Source organism: Fictibacillus barbaricus (assembly GCF_014635025.1).
GTDB classification, from domain to species: Bacteria; Bacillota; Bacilli; order Bacillales; family Fictibacillaceae; genus Fictibacillus; species Fictibacillus barbaricus.
Window position 1 is genome coordinate 1,532,088 of sequence record NZ_BMCE01000002.1, and the last position, 18,207, is coordinate 1,550,294.

An 18,207-nucleotide genomic window follows, 5' to 3' on the forward strand; every position below is an offset into this window, starting at 1 on the left:
TTTTGCTTGTCGGAGGAAGAACTTAAAGATGATGGTGAAGCAGTCTTTGTAAGAATAGAAAAAAGCAGCTGACTTTATTAGTCAGTTGCTTTCCTTCGTTCTATTTTCCTTTTTTTACGTCATGTAAAAGATCGGGGAAATTGGTAAACATGCCTGTTACGCCCCAAGCGATCAACTTCTGCATTTCGTCTTTATCGTTTACGGTATAAGGGTGAATCTCAAGTCCGTTTTCCACCACTTTTTGTACGTATTCTTGATCGATCATAGCGCTGTTCGGCCCAACTCCAATGGCATACTGCTTAATGACTTGAACTTCTGCATCAGTTAATGCAGCTGGGGATGTATACCACATAAGTTGAACTAATTTCATTGACGGATCAATTTGGTTCATCTTTAATAAGCTATCAGCACTGAAGGATTGGACCAATAATGTATCTTTGTTGATGTCGTATTCCTTCACCATGTCTGCAAGTTTTTGTTCCATACCTGGATACACTTCAGGTGACTTTGTTTCTATGTAATAGTTTGCATTCTTCCCAAACGTTTGGAAAACTTCTTGTAAGGTAGGAACTTTTAGCCCTTCATATTCAGCTTTTGCTTTCTCTGGATATTTTTGATTAAACCAGCTTCCTGCATCAAGCTGCTTGATTTCTTCTAAAGTATAATCTTTTACTTGGCCTGTGCCATTCGTTGTACGGTCTAATGTCTCATCATGCATGGCAATCAATTCACCATCTTTTGTCATCTGAAGGTCGACTTCAATATAGTCTCCATGCATTTGTTCACCCATTTTGTAAGATGTGATGGTGTGTTCTGGAGCATGTCCGGAAGCTCCTCGGTGCGATACGTTTAGAATCTCTTTATCTTTCTCTTTTGCATCAGCCACTGTAAATCCAGCCCCCATGAATGTCAGACTTAACGCAAGAGCTCCTGCGGTCATTTTGAATGCTTTTTTCACGATGTTACACTCTCCCTTTGTCATAAGTGAACTACTTTGTCACTTTAACAAGGGAGTATGTAGGCACCTTTACCGTTAAGTAAAATACATGTAAAGATGTGTATAGAAATAAGCTGGTCCGATTGTTTGAACCAGCTTTTTTAAACTTTACTCGTTTTCTAAAAATTTCTGAATGGCAAATGCGACACCACTCTCGTCATTTTCCTTTGTTACAAATACGGACATCTCCTTAATTTCATCTACGGCATTTCCCATAGCAACCGGAAATCCCGCTATTTCAAGCATGGAAACATCGTTATAGTTATCACCGATCGCCATCGTATTTTCTAAAGGGATCCCTTTAAGTTCAGCGTACCTTTTAAGAGCTACCCCTTTTTGCGCTTCACTGTTTGTAATCTCTAAGTTGTTGTCAGCAGATGAACTGACAGCCAGGTCCTCTACCCCTTTTAAATGCTGAAAAGCACGTTGGAGTTTTGCCGTATCACTAGAGAAGGCAAGGAACTTATATACTTCTAGATCACTTTGTTCCATCAGTTTTTCAAAGTCTCCTACTACACTCACCAAGCCCAAACGGAATCGGCGCAGCGCAGCTTTTTGAACATCGTCATCCGTTGCTTCCGGATTTGATGTTAGAACGATATCTTTCATAACTTCATAGGCTTTTTCACGATTGTCGGTATACGTTCCTTTGCTCGTGTAAAGCTCATAATAAATATCTTCTTCATCCAGAATATTTTTGATTTCTTCATATTGTGAGTACGTTAACGGGATAGAAGAAAGAATGTCCCATTCAGCCGATCTCATTTCGGCTCCATTTACACAAATAAGCGGCAGATGAAGACCGGCTTCTTCTAATGCATGTCTTGCTTCATCATAAGAACGGCCAGTTGCGATCACAACATGATGTCCATCTTTTACAGCACTTGAAATTCTTTCGCTGTTTTCTTTTGTCACTTTTAACTGTTTATTAACCAGCGTACCATCCATATCAATTGCGATTAATTTCATCTAATCATCCTTTATTGCTTAGTCCATTAGTAAGTTTACCCATAAGTGAAGGCCATCTAATCATAATCCTTTGTGGATAAAGCTTATCAATAATCAAAAAAAAGAGCTATAATTAGCTCCCCAACTTTACAATGTTTTAATCTTTGTAGATAAATGATTGCACCATATCTGTGACAGCGTAAAATATTTCAACGGCTTGGAACGACAATACAGATAATGCTGAAATAGAGAATAAGCCAATCACTATAAATCGTAATAAATGAGGCATTTTGAATCTCCTCCTTTTATAGCGATTATACGCCCGCTATTTTAGAAATTCAATTAATAAGGTGTATTATTCACAAAGTAAATTATGACAATAAGCTACAGAAACGTATAACCGTACAAAACTAATATAGAGGTTAACACAACCAAGATAACATTTAAGTTCAGCCATGCGGCGATAAAAGCAGCTGCTGCCCCAATCAATCCGTATAGATAGGAATCTGGATTAATGGTAAGTACACCAGGGAAAATAAGAGCACCTAGGATAGCAAAGGGTACATTTTTTAGAATGCCCTGAATTCTTGGATGCAGGTTGTTCGTATGAAAGAGAACGAGAGGCAGCATCCTTGGAATGTATGTAACGATTCCCATTCCGATGATTACCCATATTAATTGATCACTCACTTTTATCATCCCCTTTTATAAAGAACTCAATGGACACAGCAGCGATAAGGGTTGATAAAATAATTCCCCATCCCCCGCTTAAAGCTGGGATCAGCGAAAATAAATAATTTAAAACAGCAGCAACTCCAGCAAGAGCAATTACCTTCTTGCTCTTTTTGGCTGCTGGAACGAGTAATGCAATAAACATGGCATAAAGTGCAATCCCCATACTAGCTTGAAGGGATTCCGGCAACCCAGATCCCATTACGTATCCTACACCTGAAAAAATCACCCAGCAACTGTATGCAACAAGACCGAGACCAAGCAAATAGCTTCCTGTGATCTTCTTTTCTGTGGAAGTAGCCGCAACTGAGAAGGTTTCATCCGTTATCAAAAAGGCGTAAATAGCTTTTAACCATTTTGGATCATCTTCTGCTCGCTCCTTAAGAGAAGCACTCATCAGGAGATGACGAATGTTCATAATAAAGGTGGTAAGGATCAGTTCTGCTGCACCGCTTGCAGCAGCAATCATCGATAATGCAATATATTGAGAAGCACCGGCAAAAACAATAATACTCATTCCTACTGTTTCAAAAAGACTTAAGCCTGCTGCTTTTGCAAGTAGACCAAATGTGAACGCAACAGGCATATAACCAATAGCAATCGGTAATCCAGCTGAAATACCCTTTTTCCAATGGGCAGGTGAATGTTCTCTAGGCATAGCAGGGCTTGGCATCATCGTTTTTTCATCTCCGTCTTTGTATGATGTAAAATTGTGCCTGAATTGTAAGGGGTCTGTCCCGGGACAGACCCCTTACAATTATTTCTGGCCTGTGATCGTTCTTAAGATAAGGTCCACACTATCAGAAGCCTTGAAGCTTTCCATGTTTTTCTTAATGTTTTCTTGATCTGCTTTTAAATCTTTTAATGAAGTAAGCAGTGTTACTTTCGTTAGTTCTTCTTCATACAAAACATGGCAATAGCCTTGTTTTTCAAATGATTGCGCGTTGAGTATCTGGTCCCCCCGGCTAGCCGCTCTTGAAAGTGGGATTAAGAGCATCGGAATCTTAAGCGTTAGCCACTCAAAGATACTGTTCGATCCAGCACGTGAGATAACAAAGTCAGTCGCCGCAACAATATCTGGCAGTTCACTTTGAATATATTCAAACTGACGGTATCCCTCAGTGTTCGTTAGACTTTGATCCACATTTCCTTTTCCGCAAATGTGTACGATTTGATAGGAACGAATCAACTCAGGGAGTGCTTCGCGTAGTGCTTCATTGATTTTTCGTGCACCTAAGCTTCCACCCATGATCGTCAGCACAGGCAAATGATTTCGAAAGCCTAAGAAAGATAAACCTTTCTCTTTAGATCCTTGTAAAAGCTCGTCTCGTATTGGAGAGCCCGTTACGATGGCTTGCCCTGATGCAAAATGCTTTTTCGCTTCATCAAACGTAACAAAAATCCTGGAAGCAAACTTTGAAGATATTTTGTTCGCAAGTCCTGGTGTAATATCCGATTCGTGAATATACACAGGGATTTTTCTCATCCAGGCTGCAATCACAACTGGAACGGCTACGAATCCTCCTTTTGAGAAAACAGCATCCGGTTTTATTTTTCCTAGTTTCATATAAGCTTGCAGAACACCCGCTGCTACCTTAAACGGATCTTTTATATTTTTCAAATCAAAATAGCGTCTTAACTTCCCGCTTGAAATTCCGTAATAAGGAACATTTGTGCCTTCCGTTATCAAACTCTTCTCTATTCCATCGACAGAACCGATGTAATGCAGGTCCCATCCCATTTTTTCTAACTTTGGTATTAATGCTAGATGCGGGGTTACGTGTCCTGCAGAACCACCGCCTGTTAAAACTAATTTCTTCAAAAAGCATTCCTCACTTCTTTGTATATCCGCCGGCTTTAAACGAATTTTATCTTATCGCCATTTTAATATATGTGGCTAAAAAAAGAAAATGGCAGTTGAATGATAATTGTGAGTTAATTCTATGTGGCTTCATTTTCAATTAAAAAAAGCGGCCATGTTGACCGCTTCTTCCTCTTTCAGACCGAACTTTTCTCTTTTTTGCGTGTTGGCGGTACATGGATTGCTTTACCGTTTAAGCTTTCAACCGCTTCAAGCCAGGCTTCATTCAAAGCTGGATGTGCGTATACAGGATAAGCCAGATCTTCTTCTCTAGCCACCATCTCTAGCGCATAAGTTCCTGCCTGAATCATTTCAGCAGCTCCAGCACCCATCATGTGAATGCCAAGAATGACGTCCGTTTTTGCATCCATCACCATTTTGGATAATCCCTCTTTTTGTCCAAGGATTGAAGCAAAGCCGTTCCCGCTCATGGAGAACTGTCCGGTTTTTATTTCATACCCTTCAGCACGCGCCTGTTCTTCTGTCAGACCGACTGACGCAATCGGCGGATTCGTGTGTACCACGTAAGGAACCAGGCTTAAATTAAACGCTGAGTGCTGTCCTGCCATATGTTCAGCCGCCGTTTTTCCTTGCTTGATCGCTTTAGATGCAAGTTTCATTCCAATCGTACAGTCACCGGCTGCATAAATGTTCGAAACACTTGTTTGTCCTTGCTCATTCACGATAATGAACCCGTTCTCATCACGTTCTAATGAGATCGCCTCAAGACCTAGACTCTCAACATTTGGAGAATAACCGGCCGCAAACAGAACATGTGATGTTTCAAATGAGACTTTTTCATCGCTGTCTTTTTTCAGTGTTACCGTCACTGTATCAGCAGCTTCCTCTGCACATTCCCACAGATGATTCTTAAAAACTTTAATCTTATTTTTTTTCAAAACTCGCAGCAGTTCTTTTTCGATACTGGCATCTAAACCAAATCCGTCAGACGGAATCACGACCGTTACTTCGCTGCCAAGCTGTTTATATGCCATGGCTGCTTCTAGTACGAAATAGTCTTCACCATAGATGAGGAGACTTTCCGGGAGCTCGTTCAACTCCCATAATGTGTGTGGTGTCATCAGCCGGTTTGATAGAGATGCATCTTTAGGCAAAAGCGGTGAGCTGCCAGTTGCAATAAGCGCATGTTCAAAATCGTACATCTCGAAATGGTGACCTGAATCAATCCCTATTCGTTCTGATGACATAAAGGATGCTGTTCCTGTCAGGTGCTCAATTCTATTCGCTTTAATCAGTGCTTCGACACCTTTTTGAAGCCCAGTTACTACAGAAGAATAGTAGTTTGAGAAGGTGTTATAGTCAAAGCTTGCTTCTGGGACAGAGATCCCCATCTGCTTGTATTGCGATAGCCCCGAAAAATTAGCTGAAGCCTGCGTCAGGCTTTTAGAAGGAATACACCCTTTATGAAGACAAACGCCGCCAAGCTTTTCTTTTTCGATCAGTGTAACTTCCATTCCAAGCTGAGCTGCACGAATCGCTGCATGATACCCGCCGGGTCCGCCTCCGATAATAACAAGCTGCCGTTTTGTTGCAAAATCACCTACAACCATCTAAATCAGCTCCAGTGTCATGAAGTATGGGTTCTCGATGAGTTCTTTTACACGGTTCGTAAACATAACTGCTGTCGCTCCATCTGCCACACGGTGATCAAAGGACATAGACACATTCATCATCGAACGGATCACGATATCATTTCCAACAACCACTGGCGTTTTCTTTGTTTTATGAAAAGCCATCAGTGCTACTTCTGGATGATTGATAATCGGAGTTGCCGCAATCGAACCAAGAGGACCAACATTGGAAATGGTAAATGTTCCGCCTGTCAGATCTGAACCCTTTAGTTTGTTCGTTTTTGCACGTGTGATCTTATCTTTCATATCGTGCGCGATATCTCTTACATTTCGCTGTTCTACATGTGAGATGACAGGAACGATCAGACCTTCATCAGAGTCTGTAGCAATTCCGATATTTACGTTCTTCTCTAAACGAATGACTTCCTTCTCTTCATCAAGCTTCGCATTGAAGATCGGAAAGTCTTTTAATGCGATCTGAATAGCCTTTACAAAGAAAGCTGCAACAGAAACGTTCATTCCTCGTTTGTTGTCAGGATCCATCGCTTTAAGCTGCTTCTTCAGATCCATAACTGCTGTTACATCAATTTCTTCAAAATGTGTAACATGCGGTATAGTCGCGAGCGATTGTACCATTTTCTTTGCAATCTGCTTTCTGCGTCCTTTAAAAGGAATCTCTTCTGCATCTTTTGAAGCATATGAAGGTGCTTCAACCTTACTATCTGCTGTGAGGTTTGCCGCTTCGTCTTTTACTGCAGGAGCAGATCCGTTCTGGATAAAGTTATAAACGTCCTGATCGGTTACACGTCCGCCTGGTCCCGTGCCAATGATCTGTTCAATATCCACACCGTTTTCACGAGCAATTTTTCTTGTAAAGGGAGCGGCTAGAACGCGTTTGTTCAGCGTTGCAATACCACCACCGAATGCAGTATTACTCGGTGCGGCAACAATTTTATCCTCCACCGGCTGCTCTGGAGCAGTTGCCTCTTCTTCTTTTTGTGAAGATGGCTCTCCTGCTGAAGCCGCTTCGATCGTTAAAATAACAGAACCGACCGTTACCACGTCGCCTTCTTTTACTTTGATGTCCTTGATGGTTCCTGCTGCAGGTGAAGGCAGTTCGGCCGTCACTTTGTCAGTTTGCACTTCCACTAGCGGCTGGTCGATTTTTACGGAATCCCCCGCTTTTACAAAAAAGTGAATGACTTCTCCTTCATGCATACCTTCTCCGATATCATGCAATTTAACTTCTACCACTCATATCCACCTCCTAAAATTGCGTTACTTTTTCAATCGCCTGTACAACACGTTCCGCACTAGGCAGATAGTGATCTTCTAGAGCAAACATCGGTACCGGTGTATCAAAACCAGTTACGCGTTCAACCGGTGCTTTCATATAAAGGAAAGATGTATCGTTGATCAGCGACATGATCGTCTCGCCAAGTCCGCCCGTTCCTGGTGCTTCATGAACGATAACCGCACGGCCTGTTTTTTGTACGCTCTCTGCAATCATTTCTTTATCAAGCGGATAAAGGGTACGAAGATCGATCACATCACACTTGATGCCTTTTTCTTCAGCCGTTTTCGCTGCTTTCGTCACGACGTCGATCATCGCGCCGTATGCAAAGATCGTTACATCGTCACCTTCTTGAAGACGAGCTGCTTTTCCAAGTGGAACATTGTATTTCCCATCTGGAACATCCATTTTCGTACTTCTATAGCACCGCATCGGTTCTAAGAAAAGAACAGGGTCTGGATCTTCAATGGCTGAGATCAGCATTCCTTTTGCATCATAAGGGTTAGAAGGAACGACAACCTTCATTCCTGGCATCCCTGTAAAAAGTGCTTCAACGGAATCAGAGTGAATTTCAGGTGCACGAACTCCTGCTCCAAACGGTGCACGAATAACCATTGGCACAGTAAAAGCACCCAGCGTTCTTGCACGGATTCGAGACGCGTGTGTCATGATCTGATTGAATGCAGGATAGATAAAACCTAAAAACTGCATTTCAGCGATCGGTTTAAATCCGTTCATCGCAAGCCCGATTGACGTCCCGATAATGCCTGACTCTGCAAGCGGCGTATCGATTACACGATGATCACCGAATTCAGCCACAAGACCGTCAGTCGCACGGAAAACTCCACCGTTCTGACCAACGTCTTCTCCAAGTACGATTACGTTCTCTTGTTCTTTCATCATTACTCTCATGCCGTCTGTGACAGCTTGAACCATCGTTAACTTTTTTGTATCTACTGCCGTTGTCATTAGCGATCACCTCTTGAATGAGCGTATGCTTCTTTTTGGCTTTCAATCGGCCATGGATTTTCCGCAAACACATGATCAAACACATCGTTATAATGTGGAGCTGGTGTCTCTTCCATCTCTTTTACGGCTGCTTCAATCTCAGCTGTTAAAGACTCCTGAAGTTCTGTGGCCCACTTCTCATCCCACATATTTTCATTCTTCATAAAGCGCTCGAGCCTTAAAACAGGATCGGTTGTCTCACGCCGTGTTGCTGACTCATCTTGATTTCTGTATTTTGAAGGATCATCAGCCGTTGTATGTGCGCCATATCGCCACGTTACTGCTTCAATCAATGTTGGCCCTTCACCTTTTCTTGCGCGTTCAACCGCTGTACGTGTATGGAAATAAACGGCGAACACATCATTACCGTCTAAACGAACACCTTCCATCTCGTAAGCTACTGCTTTTTGGGCGATCGTTTTACTTTTCATCTGCTTTTCAATCGGAACAGATATGGCAAAACCGTTATTCTGGTTAAAGAAAACAACTGGTGCGTTAAAAACACTCGCAAAGTTCAAGCCCTCGTGAAAATCGCCTTCCGATGTAGCTCCGTCACCGAAATAAACGATAGATGCGCGGTCCGTTCCTTTTAATTTTTCAGCCCAAGCTGCCCCTGTTGCGTGAAGAAGCTGTGATGCGATCGGCACTGCAGGAGGGAAAATATTTTTTCCTTCAGGCGGGATACAGCCTTCTTGGCGGCCTTTCCAATAAAGGAACAGTGTCTTTAATGAATGACCAAATGTCATCGTGGCCGCATGATCACGGTAAGTTGGAAACATCCAGTCACCCTCACCCATCGCCAAGGCACTGCCAATCTGTGATGCTTCCTGTCCTTCAAAAGGAACGTACGTGCCAATTCTTCCTTGACGCTGAAGATTCACGCCTTTACGGTCAAAGAGTCTGGAACGAAGCATCTTCGTATACAGTTCTTTCGTTAGTTCTTCTGTGATCTCACCGCGATATGTTTCATCCGTCCATTCACCGTTTTCATTAATAATCTGCAATTTTGGAAATAGCTTTTCCATGGATTGAATCCCTCCTTAGTTTCGAACCTGCCATTTTGGTCTTCGGTTATGAGCAAAAAAGCTGTTTCGTTTTGAACGGGCAGCCATCTTCTCTTCACAGAAGCGGTTAGCAGCCTCCATTGTAGAGATGCTGTTCTTCGTACTCTCACTGTAAATTTGGATTAAGCTGTCATAGATCGCTCTCGTTTTTGTTAAGACTCGGGCTTTGTTAGGTCCGTAAAGCTCATCAGCAACCTGAATCAGTCCGCCGGCATTTACAATATAATCTGGCCCATAAAGGATTCCTTTTTGCTGGAGATAGAGTCCATGCTTATCTTCTAGGAGCTGATTGTTCGCACTTCCTACTATTGCTTTTACTTTCAGCTTTTCAATCGTCTCATCGTGAATGATACCGCCAAGCGCACAAGGGATAAAAACATCTGCGTCCACTCCATAGATGTCGTTTCCTTCCACAACCTCTACGTTCCCCGGCAGGAGTTCGGCTCTTTCCTGAATAAGCTTTAACGCTTTCTCGTTAATGTCCGTAACATAGATTTGTGCTCCTGCAGCAAGCAGCTGTTCCGCCACTTTAAATCCTACTTTTCCTAGTCCTTGAATCGAATAAGATTTGCCCGCTAGTTCGTCAGTACCTTCAAGTGTCTGAATCGTTGCTTGCAGACCATAGATTACCCCTTGAGCAGTTGGAACAGATGAGTCACCGCTACCGCCGTATTCTTCTGGAACACCAACAATGCAGTTTGTTTCTTTTAACGCGTGAACAAAATCATCTGGAGTCGTTCCCATATCGGTACCTGTATAGAATCTGCCGTTTAATGAATCGACAAACTGTCCGAATGCGCGGAACAACTCTGGTGTGCTGTCAGTTGAGGGATCTCCGATAATAACGGATTTTCCGCCGCCAAAATCAACATCTGCACCTGCACATTTATAGGTCATTCCTTTGGAGAGACGAAGAACATCTTCCAATGCTTCATCAACAGATTTATACGGCCTCATTCTGCATCCGCCAAGAGCTGGCCCCAATGTCGTGTTATGGATGGCAATGATCGCCTTGAGACCTGTTGATGGATCGTTACAAAAAACAACTTGCTCGTGCTGTGATATTTTCTCAAACATGCTCAAATCCCCCTAGTATATCTCTATTTCTCTCTGAATCTGTTTACTTTTCTCCTTCTACACTTTGCTGCTTTAAAGTGTAAGCGCTTTCATGAAATTGCAAAAAAATATTAAACTTTCATCTCTTCAATTTTTTGTGCGATCGCCGCTCTTGGCAAGATATACTGTGTAACTTCTCCTTCGCCTGCAACGGCTTTTCCGTTATAGACGATCACATCGCAGATAACAGCTTTCCCTTTTACTTCTCTTAACGTAGCTGTAACTTTTAATTCAGCGCCTTCTGGTGTTGGAGCCATATGTTTTGCAGCTATGCCTCCGCCAATTCCTTCTTCATGTTCTTCAAGATATGGCAATATGATCTGTCTGGCAGCCCACTCCATATGGTAGACCATGCTGACAGTCGAATATGCTGGATGAACCAGCTTCCCCTCAAATTGAGCAAACATATCGGGTGTAACGGTAGCTGTGATGGTAGCCTTTTGGCCAACCTCCATGCCTGGTTTCATGCTCACACCTCATATCTTTCATCTAATTTATATAACGTTTTCTTAACGTTATCATATCATTTTGTGTGATACCTGGTCAACGAATCGCCTGAATTGTTCCATTTGTAAGAAATATGAAAAATATGCAAAAATGAAACTGGAGGTGATTTTACCGATGAAAGAATGTTTATTTTGTAATCCGATGAATTTTCCAGAACAAAGAATAGTTTTTGAGAATGAAAGCTGTTATTTCCTTCAAAGTCCAAAAGCTCAGGATATCTTAGAAGGTGCCGGATTGATCATTCCTAAAGAGCATAAGGAGACGGTATTTGATTTAAGTGAAAAAGAATGGTTTGATACATATGATCTGATGCAAAAAGCGAAGAAATTACTGGATGAGGTGTATGGACCAGATGGCTATAGCACGGGCTGGAACGTGAAGCCCGTTGGCGGACAAAGTATCCCGCATGCTCATTTTCATATCATTCCGCGATTTAGTGATGAGCCCCTTGCTGGAAAAGGAATCCGAGCATGGATCAAGTCAGAGGCAAACCGAAGGCCTGGCAAGGGAAGTCGAGTTTGATAAAAGGACACTACCTGTTTTTCCGTGATTTATATTCTTTTTTCCGTGATAGATTCTAATTTTCCCGTGATTATCACTGTTTTTCCCGTGATTGTCACTGATTTTTCCGTGATAAAAGACTTCTGCCCTAGCTTACTTCATAAAAAAGCTGATACAGAGACCCTAACACTATGGGACATGCAGTATCAGCTTTTATTTTTATCCTAGTTTCCGTACCTGCTCCAAGATTCCTTTCACTCTCGCATGATCCTTAGGTGAATCATCCAGGTGCTTCCACAAAACCTCTCCGTCTCGATCAAACAGCCAAGAACTTCCTTGAACGTTCACATCCTGATTTTTAACAGCACTAAAGAAAAGTTCTCGTTTCTTCTCTTCTCTTGGCACAATATCGCTTAATTTCGCCTTACCGCTCAAGATGCTAGCACCGACATACATCAAGCTCTTTACTGTCGTAAAGCGGTGGTTCCCCATCTCACGGTACACGTTCAGTTCAGGATCACCGTAAATTTCAAAAGGATAAGGCCCATGCACATCTAAAAACTTTTCAATCTGCCCACGATCTGCCGGTGAAACGGCTACCACCTTTACTCCTAATCTCTCAAACTCCTCATATGACTTGCGCAACTGCGCAAGGAAATGCTGGCAGAACGGTCAGCCAAGGTGCCTGACTAAAGCAACAAGCGTTTTGTCATTCCCAAACAGATCATGAAGCACAGGTGACTCTGAACTCTCAACTGAAACAACTTTTTGATTTAGATCCATCCGAAAATCCTCCTTTTTAAACGTTCGGATACTCCTGAGATAGAGGGTGAAGCATGATTTCATCAACGACCATATGTTTCGACGCGCTTGCCATGAATGCCACGGCTTCTGCAATATCATCCACTTTCAGCCAGTCTTCTTTAAAATCAAGGCCGGGCTCGGAATCAGCAAAATACGTGTCAATTGCACCAGGATTCACTGTGCCTACTCGAACTCCAAATTCACGAAGCTCTTGTGCAAGAGAACCTGAAAATCCTTGAACGGCGTATTTTGTTGCCGTGTATACAGATCCATTCGCAATAGTCCTGCGGCCAACATCAGACGAGATCGTAATGATCGTACCTTCTTTACGTTCTTTCATGTGTGGAACAACAGCTGTACTGCATAAGAATACACCTTGAACGTTAACGTCAAACATATGTTTAAAATCTGCTAAAGAATGCTCTTCTGCCAACTTAAACTGACCCACACCCGCATTGTTTACTAAAATATCAACTTGTCCATAATTATCAAACGTTTGTTTAAATAGATCAGCCACATCTTCTTCTTTCGTTACATCTGCTTTTACAGCCAGTACGTGAAAGCCTTTGTTTTTTAATTCATCTGCTGTTTTAAAAATATCATCCGATGACCCCACAATTGTTAACTTTGCGCCGAGCTTGCCTAATTTCTCTGCGATCGCTCTTCCGCAACCGCGTGAAGCACCTGTTATTACTGCAATCTTTTCTTTAAGCATGATTAAACCTTCCTTTCCCTGCTGGATGACTATTATGCTCTATTATAAGGATAAAAAAGACGCAGCACCAATTCGGTCTGCGTCACTCCGTTTTAAAACAATCCAAGCGTGTTTAAGAATACAATTACAATAACCACTGGTACTACATAGCGAATCAGCATCAGCCAAAGCGCAAATCCTTTTACTGATACAGAAGATCCTGCTCTAAACTCTTCCAATAGCATCTCTTTCGGATATCTATAGCCTACAAAAAGGGCAATGAAGAATGCACCCAACGGCAGAAGGATGTTACTGACTAAATAGTCCAGCTGATCAAAGATAATTTTGTCAAACAGCGTAAAGTCTGACCAAATTCCATAAGACAATGTGGATGGTACACCGAAAGCGAAGATAAGAAGTCCGATAATCCAAGACCATTTCGCACGGTTCGCAAGCTCTCCTTTTGTAATGGATGCTACAATGATTTCAAGCATGGAGAACGCTGATGTTAATGTTGCGAACAGGAATAATGCCAAGAAAACGATAAAGAAAAACTGTCCGAACACGATTTGATCAAATACAGCAGGAAGAACAACAAACAATAATCCTGGCCCTTCTGTCGGTTCAAGTCCTAACGAGAATACGCCTGGGAAAATCGCCAAGCCTGCAAGCAACGAAATCAACACGTTCAATAATACGATCATTGTTGCTGATTTTGTAAGACTTTCCTTTTTACTCAAATAAGAGCTGTACGTAACCATTACTGATATACCTACACTTAAAGAGAAGAAAGACTGACCGAGTGCGAAAAGGATATCGTCTCCGCCGATCTCTGAGAAATCAGGGAGCAGGAAGAACTTTATCCCTTCAATCGCGTTATCTAAAGTCAACGAGCGGATAATCAATACAGCGAATAATACAAATAATGCAGGCATCATGATTTGATTTGCTTTTTCAATACCGTTCTTGATTCCCCGGCTTACAACAAAGATAGTAATAATAATAAATATAAATTGTGATATTACGGCTGGCCACGTACTTGAAATCGATTCCCCAAACATCTTATTAAAGTCATTATTAAAAAAATCACCTGAAAAACTTTTGCCCAGATAGAGGACAATCCATCCGCCAATTACACTGTAGAACGAAAGAAGAATAAAGGCAGTTGCTACACCAATTCTGCCTAGCCATGGCCATGCGGAACCTGGCGCAATCGTTCGATAAGCTGAAACGGCCTCTTTTTGTGCTCCGCGTCCGATGACGAATTCAGCCATTAAAAGCGGAAAACCCACTAAGAACGTAAATAATAAGAAGATAAGAAAAAAGGCTCCACCACCACTTGTACCTGCTACATATGGAAATTTCCAAATTGCTCCGAGCCCTATTGCGGATCCTGCTGCAGCTAAAATAAAGGCTAACTTCGATGTCCATTGATCTTGGTGATTCATATGTAAGAAATTCCTCCCCTGGTACGTATACAACTAGCTTATTTTAGACGCTCGTTTAACAAACTAACTGTTTCTTTCGCTTCTTTCATTATGTTTTCGAGCAGCTCTTTCACACTTGGAACATCGTTGATCGCACCAGCGATCTGCCCGCTATTTATAAAACCGTTCTCCAAGTCGCCTTTTACAGCTCCTAAAATATGATGATCTTCTGAAGTGTGTGTTAGAAATTCTTCAGGTGTAACACCCTTCCTTTCCAGTTGGATCAACTTTTGGGCATAAGGCGTATTGTAAATTCTTCTGATCTTTCCAGTTGTTCTGCCGACGATCAGCGTTTTCGTATCATCCGCCTCTACTAGAGATGTTTTGTAGATCTCATGAAACGGTGCTTCTTTCGTCGCGATGAAACGAGTCCCCATCTGTACGCCTTGAGCACCTAATGCAAAGGCTGCAGCTAATCCGCCTCCATCTGCAATACCGCCGGCTGCGATCACAGGAATGGTCACACTTCGGCTCACTTGCGGCAATAACACCATTGTTGTCGTTTCATAAGGTGAGTTCAGTCCTGCCGCTTCGTATCCTTCTGCCACTAGTATATCAGCACCTGCTGCTTCAGCTTTTTTTGCATGGTAGACAGAAGCAACAACACAGATCACTTTCAGACCATTTTCCTTTAATTTTGGTATGTATGGTGCCGGATTGCCTGCGGATAAGGAAACAGCTTCCACTTTATGTTTGATCAGAAGCTTTAAAATTTCTTTTACGTTCGATGCAACTGTTAAAGGTACATTAACAGCAAATGGCTTATCTGTCATCCCCTTTGTAGCAATGATTAATTTTTCCACCTCTTCAGGTGACATTGTTCCTGCACCAATCGTTCCCATTCCACCTGCATTGGAGATCGCGGAGGCAAGCTCGGCATTACTGACGTTCCCCATTCCGCCTTGAATGATTGGATACTGAATGTTTAATTTTTCGCAGATCGGATTCAATTTCTCCACCTCCCTTTCTATCCTTTGTTATACTGAACCTATCAACCTGCATTTAGGGAGGCTCATTATGAAATACACATTTAACGGAAAAACGCCAGACATTCATGAAAGCGCTTTTATCGCTCCGGGTGTTCATATCATTGGAGATGTAACAATCGGTGAAGGGTCTAGCATCTGGTTTAACTCTGTTCTTCGAGGTGATGAAGGACCCATCTCTATCGGTAAAAAAACAAATGTTCAAGACAACTGCACCCTTCATCTGTATGAAGGGTATCCCCTTGTGCTAGAAGATGAAGTATCTATCGGGCATAATGTGATCCTGCACGGGTGCACGATAAAAAAGGGTGCACTTGTTGGTATGGGTTCCACGATCCTCGATGGCGTTGAAATTGGTGAACAAGCATTTATTGGAGCAAATACACTTATCCCGCCGGGCAAAAAAATTCCTCCTCGTGTCATGGTCATGGGTTCTCCCGGAAAGATAATCCGTGAACTGAACGATGAAGATCTAAAACTGATCCAGCTTACGATCGACACGTATTATGACAAAGGAAAGCAGTTTGCAGAACAGCTGAATAAATAAGCCTCTTTTCTAAAGATTGCTGCTTTTAGTCATTTCATTGACAAGTTGATTGGAGCGCAAGGTGCGAGACTCCTGCGGGACTAGCGTGCCAACGACCTGAGAATACTTCTCGCAAGGCATGCGACGAGGAAGCCAGCTTCATTTGGATTAGCTTGCAGACGCAGGAGCACAAATGCTTCCTTGAATGGGAGACTCCTAAGGGCGGCTCACAACTCGCCCCGCGGAAAGCGAGCATCCTGAAACGGAAATCAACACTTCCAAGAGCAACAACTTTACGAAAACACCCAAAAATAATGAGAAGCACTTTCGTTAGTAATCCGCGAAAGTGCTTTTTATTTTTCCTGAATAAGCGGGTGGTTCAGCACATCATATTTCGTGTTCTTCTTTAATTCATTTCCCTCAGCATAGATGCTCTCAAAGAAACGGCTGGCAGGTCCTGCTAATGCCCGGTAATAATCACTGAACAGAGATGCCGCGTGATCTCCAAGCCATTCAGATGGCAGAAGTTCCTGCGGGAGACCTGGATCGATGAAGAGAAACTTACGATATTCATGAACAAGCTTTGTTCGTTCTACAAAGCATTCTCCGTCTGTCATCTCTCGTTTTTCAATCTTGTTCTTATCGATTACATACTTTTGCGAATACGCCACAATAAATTCATTGTATCTTTGATTGATATCATTAAGGTCCCAGCACTCTGAAACAAGCTTATCATTTTCATTCGGTCCGTTATAAACCGCTGTAAACGAATGCACGTAATCTTTAATATCATACTTATCGATCATGGCCTGAATTTGTTCAGAAGACGGATGAGGTGAGATCCAAAAGCTGTTGGCGAGCAAGCCAAATCCGCTCCATACGAGCTCTTTTCGAAGCTCATCCCTTATGCTTCTTTTCTCTTCAGGAATTGTATACGTGAACATCAACCATTCGCCGTTCCAAGGTTCCTGCTGTACCTTAAAGATTCTTTTCGCGGCTTCATCCATTCGTTTACTGCCGCGTTCTGTTAAATAATAATAGCTTTTGTTTCCCTGTTTTCTGGCTGCGATCCAGCCTTGCTTGTTCATTCTTGAGATCGCTGCTCTGACCGCTTGTTCATTATGGCCAAACTCTTCTAACAAGCGGATCAGGCTGCCTATCCAAATTTCACTTCCATAATGCCGGATATAATCTCCGTAAAGCGTAAAGATCATGGAGCGTGTGTTTAAACTATTCTGCATGTTCATACCCTCATTTGTACCTGTTATCGTCTGTACAATCCTACCAGAACAATAGAGACAGAAACAAGTTACTCTCCCTTAAATACAGGCGGTCTTTTTTCACCAAATGCGACCAATGCTTCCATTCGGTCTTTTGTTGGAATCGTCACTTCATAAGCTTTTGCCTCTATCGCAAGGCCTGTTTGAAGGTCCACTTCCGTTCCGTGTTTGATCGCATACTTCGCTTGCTGAACTGCGACAGGTCCATTTTTCATGATAAGCGAAGCATAGTTTTCACAAACAGCCATCAATTCTTCTCTCGATGTAACCTGATTTAAGATGCCGTATGAGAAAGCTTCTTCGGCCATCATCTTCTTCGCCGTTAAGATAAGCTCCATCGCTTTTGCCTGACCGATCAGCCTCGGCAAGCGCTGTGTTCCGCCAGCACCAGGAATAATCGCCCAGCTAAGCTCTGTCAATCCCATCGACGCTTCTCTAACAGAAACTCGAAGGTCACATGCAAGTGCGAGTTCAAATCCTCCACCGAACGCATGACCGTTGATCGCACAGATCGTCGGCTGCGGCAGAGCTTCAACAGCAGAGAACACATCGCGGATCTTTCGTACATTTCGGCGTACTTCTGATTCTGTTAACGTACGGCGCTCTTTAAGATCAGCACCTGCACTGAACGCTTTTTCTCCTGCACCTGTAAAAATAACAACTCGAACGTCATTGTTATGATGAATGTCTTCAACGACTTCTTCGAGCTCTTTTAACGTGGAATAGTTGAAGCAGTTAAGCACTTCAGGGCGATTTAACGTCACATAAGCCACAAAGTCTTTTACTTCGTATAAAATAGCACTCACTTTG

General features: G+C 42.5%; 19 protein-coding genes and 1 pseudogene. 2 read left to right on the plus strand and 18 right to left on the minus strand.

The features are described 5' to 3' along the window. Nucleotides 1–100: 100 nt before the first annotated feature. The 12 genes from IEV52_RS17260 to IEV52_RS17310 all read right to left on the minus strand — a co-directional run bounded on the left by IEV52_RS17260 (nt 101) and on the right by IEV52_RS17310 (nt 11,079). On the minus strand, nt 101–958 hold the full coding sequence (locus IEV52_RS17260; protein ID WP_373869426.1) for a glycerophosphodiester phosphodiesterase: 858 nt from the start codon (nt 956–958) through the stop codon (nt 101–103). A gap of 147 nt (nt 959–1,105) precedes the next feature. Then, nucleotides 1,106–1,966, minus strand: coding sequence for a Cof-type HAD-IIB family hydrolase (locus tag IEV52_RS17265; RefSeq protein WP_188403712.1), 861 nt, complete (start codon nt 1,964–1,966; stop codon nt 1,106–1,108). A 136-nt stretch (nt 1,967–2,102) separates the two neighbouring features. After that, complete coding sequence (locus IEV52_RS22610; protein ID WP_268234785.1) at nt 2,103–2,234, minus strand: hypothetical protein; 132 nt, start codon at nt 2,232–2,234, stop codon at nt 2,103–2,105. A 95-nt stretch (nt 2,235–2,329) separates the two neighbouring features. Next, the gene (locus IEV52_RS17270; RefSeq protein WP_188403713.1) at nt 2,330–2,635 is read right to left on the minus strand and encodes an AzlD domain-containing protein; all 306 of its coding nucleotides are present in this window, start codon (nt 2,633–2,635) and stop codon (nt 2,330–2,332) included. Then, a complete protein-coding gene (locus IEV52_RS17275; RefSeq protein WP_373869427.1) occupies nt 2,628–3,353 on the minus strand; it encodes an AzlC family ABC transporter permease in 726 nt (241 codons plus the stop codon). Before IEV52_RS17275 ends, IEV52_RS17270 begins: the two co-directional genes overlap by 8 nt. A gap of 81 nt (nt 3,354–3,434) precedes the next feature. Then, complete coding sequence (locus tag IEV52_RS17280; RefSeq protein ID WP_188403714.1) at nt 3,435–4,499, minus strand: undecaprenyldiphospho-muramoylpentapeptide beta-N-acetylglucosaminyltransferase; 1,065 nt, start codon at nt 4,497–4,499, stop codon at nt 3,435–3,437. 176 nt (nt 4,500–4,675) lie between these two features. Then, complete coding sequence (lpdA, locus tag IEV52_RS17285) at nt 4,676–6,109, minus strand: dihydrolipoyl dehydrogenase (RefSeq protein WP_188403715.1); 1,434 nt, start codon at nt 6,107–6,109, stop codon at nt 4,676–4,678. Continuing rightward, on the minus strand, nt 6,110–7,384 hold the full coding sequence (locus IEV52_RS17290) for a dihydrolipoamide acetyltransferase family protein (RefSeq protein ID WP_188403716.1): 1,275 nt from the start codon (nt 7,382–7,384) through the stop codon (nt 6,110–6,112). 13 nt (nt 7,385–7,397) lie between these two features. Then, nucleotides 7,398–8,393 carry an alpha-ketoacid dehydrogenase subunit beta gene (locus IEV52_RS17295; protein WP_188403717.1) on the minus strand — a complete coding sequence of 332 codons (996 nt, stop codon included), beginning with the start codon at nt 8,391–8,393 and terminating at the stop codon, nt 7,398–7,400. Next, on the minus strand, nt 8,393–9,457 hold the full coding sequence (gene pdhA / locus IEV52_RS17300; protein WP_188403718.1) for a pyruvate dehydrogenase (acetyl-transferring) E1 component subunit alpha: 1,065 nt from the start codon (nt 9,455–9,457) through the stop codon (nt 8,393–8,395). Before pdhA ends, IEV52_RS17295 begins: the two co-directional genes overlap by 1 nt. A gap of 15 nt (nt 9,458–9,472) precedes the next feature. Then, entirely contained in the window at nt 9,473–10,573 is a 1,101-nt protein-coding gene (locus IEV52_RS17305; RefSeq protein WP_188403719.1) for a Leu/Phe/Val dehydrogenase, read from the minus strand. 110 nt (nt 10,574–10,683) lie between these two features. Beyond that, the gene (locus tag IEV52_RS17310) at nt 10,684–11,079 is read right to left on the minus strand and encodes a thioesterase family protein (RefSeq protein ID WP_188403720.1); all 396 of its coding nucleotides are present in this window, start codon (nt 11,077–11,079) and stop codon (nt 10,684–10,686) included. 154 nt (nt 11,080–11,233) lie between these two features. On the opposite strand from IEV52_RS17310, the gene IEV52_RS17315 reads away from it, so the two are divergent. Further along, nucleotides 11,234–11,641: an HIT family protein gene (locus IEV52_RS17315; RefSeq protein WP_188403721.1), complete on the plus strand. Its 408-nt coding sequence runs from the start codon at nt 11,234–11,236 to the stop codon at nt 11,639–11,641. Nucleotides 11,642–11,839: 198 nt separating this feature from the next. Here IEV52_RS17315 and IEV52_RS17320 read toward each other — a convergent pair. The 4 genes and pseudogenes from IEV52_RS17320 to IEV52_RS17335 all read right to left on the minus strand — a co-directional run. Then, nucleotides 11,840–12,280, minus strand: a pseudogene (locus IEV52_RS17320) (AhpC/TSA family protein); the annotation flags it as partial. Nucleotides 12,281–12,419: 139 nt separating this feature from the next. After that, complete coding sequence (locus tag IEV52_RS17325) at nt 12,420–13,139, minus strand: SDR family oxidoreductase (RefSeq protein WP_188403723.1); 720 nt, start codon at nt 13,137–13,139, stop codon at nt 12,420–12,422. 92 nt (nt 13,140–13,231) lie between these two features. Next, on the minus strand, nt 13,232–14,566 hold the full coding sequence (locus IEV52_RS17330; protein WP_188403724.1) for a sodium-dependent transporter: 1,335 nt from the start codon (nt 14,564–14,566) through the stop codon (nt 13,232–13,234). Between the two features lie 38 nt (nt 14,567–14,604). Beyond that, nucleotides 14,605–15,576, minus strand: a complete 972-nt coding sequence (locus IEV52_RS17335) for an NAD(P)H-dependent flavin oxidoreductase (protein WP_338083025.1) — start codon at nt 15,574–15,576, stop codon at nt 14,605–14,607. A gap of 46 nt (nt 15,577–15,622) precedes the next feature. On the opposite strand from IEV52_RS17335, the gene IEV52_RS17340 reads away from it, so the two are divergent. Beyond that, nucleotides 15,623–16,138 (plus strand): gamma carbonic anhydrase family protein, encoded by a 516-nt coding sequence (locus IEV52_RS17340; RefSeq protein ID WP_188403726.1) that lies wholly within the window; start codon nt 15,623–15,625, stop codon nt 16,136–16,138. A 332-nt stretch (nt 16,139–16,470) separates the two neighbouring features. On the opposite strand, the gene paaX is transcribed toward IEV52_RS17340, so the two are convergent. Both paaX and IEV52_RS17350 read right to left on the minus strand, forming a co-directional pair. Next, nucleotides 16,471–17,358, minus strand: coding sequence for a phenylacetic acid degradation operon negative regulatory protein PaaX (gene paaX, locus IEV52_RS17345; protein WP_188403727.1), 888 nt, complete (start codon nt 17,356–17,358; stop codon nt 16,471–16,473). 68 nt (nt 17,359–17,426) lie between these two features. Then, a complete protein-coding gene (locus tag IEV52_RS17350; protein ID WP_188403728.1) occupies nt 17,427–18,203 on the minus strand; it encodes an enoyl-CoA hydratase-related protein in 777 nt (258 codons plus the stop codon). Between the last annotated feature and the right edge of the window lie 4 nt (nt 18,204–18,207).

Excerpts from the sequence above, each read along its gene's own strand:
- IEV52_RS17330 (WP_188403724.1), bottom strand. The coding sequence starts at position 14,566 with ATGAATCACCAAGATCAATGGACATCGAAGTTAGCCTTTATTTTAGCT.
- IEV52_RS17295 (WP_188403717.1), bottom strand. The coding sequence starts at position 8,393 with ATGACAACGGCAGTAGATACAAAAAAGTTAACGATGGTTCAAGCTGTC.
- IEV52_RS17310 (WP_188403720.1), bottom strand. The coding sequence starts at position 11,079 with ATGAAACCAGGCATGGAGGTTGGCCAAAAGGCTACCATCACAGCTACC.
- IEV52_RS17265 (WP_188403712.1), bottom strand. The coding sequence starts at position 1,966 with ATGAAATTAATCGCAATTGATATGGATGGTACGCTGGTTAATAAACAG.
- IEV52_RS17315 (WP_188403721.1), top strand. The coding sequence starts at position 11,234 with ATGAAAGAATGTTTATTTTGTAATCCGATGAATTTTCCAGAACAAAGA.
- pdhA (WP_188403718.1), bottom strand. The coding sequence starts at position 9,457 with ATGGAAAAGCTATTTCCAAAATTGCAGATTATTAATGAAAACGGTGAA.
- IEV52_RS22610 (WP_268234785.1), bottom strand. The coding sequence starts at position 2,234 with ATGCCTCATTTATTACGATTTATAGTGATTGGCTTATTCTCTATTTCA.
- lpdA (WP_188403715.1), bottom strand. The coding sequence starts at position 6,109 with ATGGTTGTAGGTGATTTTGCAACAAAACGGCAGCTTGTTATTATCGGA.
- IEV52_RS17305 (WP_188403719.1), bottom strand. The coding sequence starts at position 10,573 with ATGTTTGAGAAAATATCACAGCACGAGCAAGTTGTTTTTTGTAACGAT.
- paaX (WP_188403727.1), bottom strand. The coding sequence starts at position 17,358 with ATGCAGAATAGTTTAAACACACGCTCCATGATCTTTACGCTTTACGGA.
- IEV52_RS17340 (WP_188403726.1), top strand. The coding sequence starts at position 15,623 with ATGAAATACACATTTAACGGAAAAACGCCAGACATTCATGAAAGCGCT.
- IEV52_RS17325 (WP_188403723.1), bottom strand. The coding sequence starts at position 13,139 with ATGCTTAAAGAAAAGATTGCAGTAATAACAGGTGCTTCACGCGGTTGC.
- IEV52_RS17275 (WP_373869427.1), bottom strand. The coding sequence starts at position 3,353 with ATGATGCCAAGCCCTGCTATGCCTAGAGAACATTCACCTGCCCATTGG.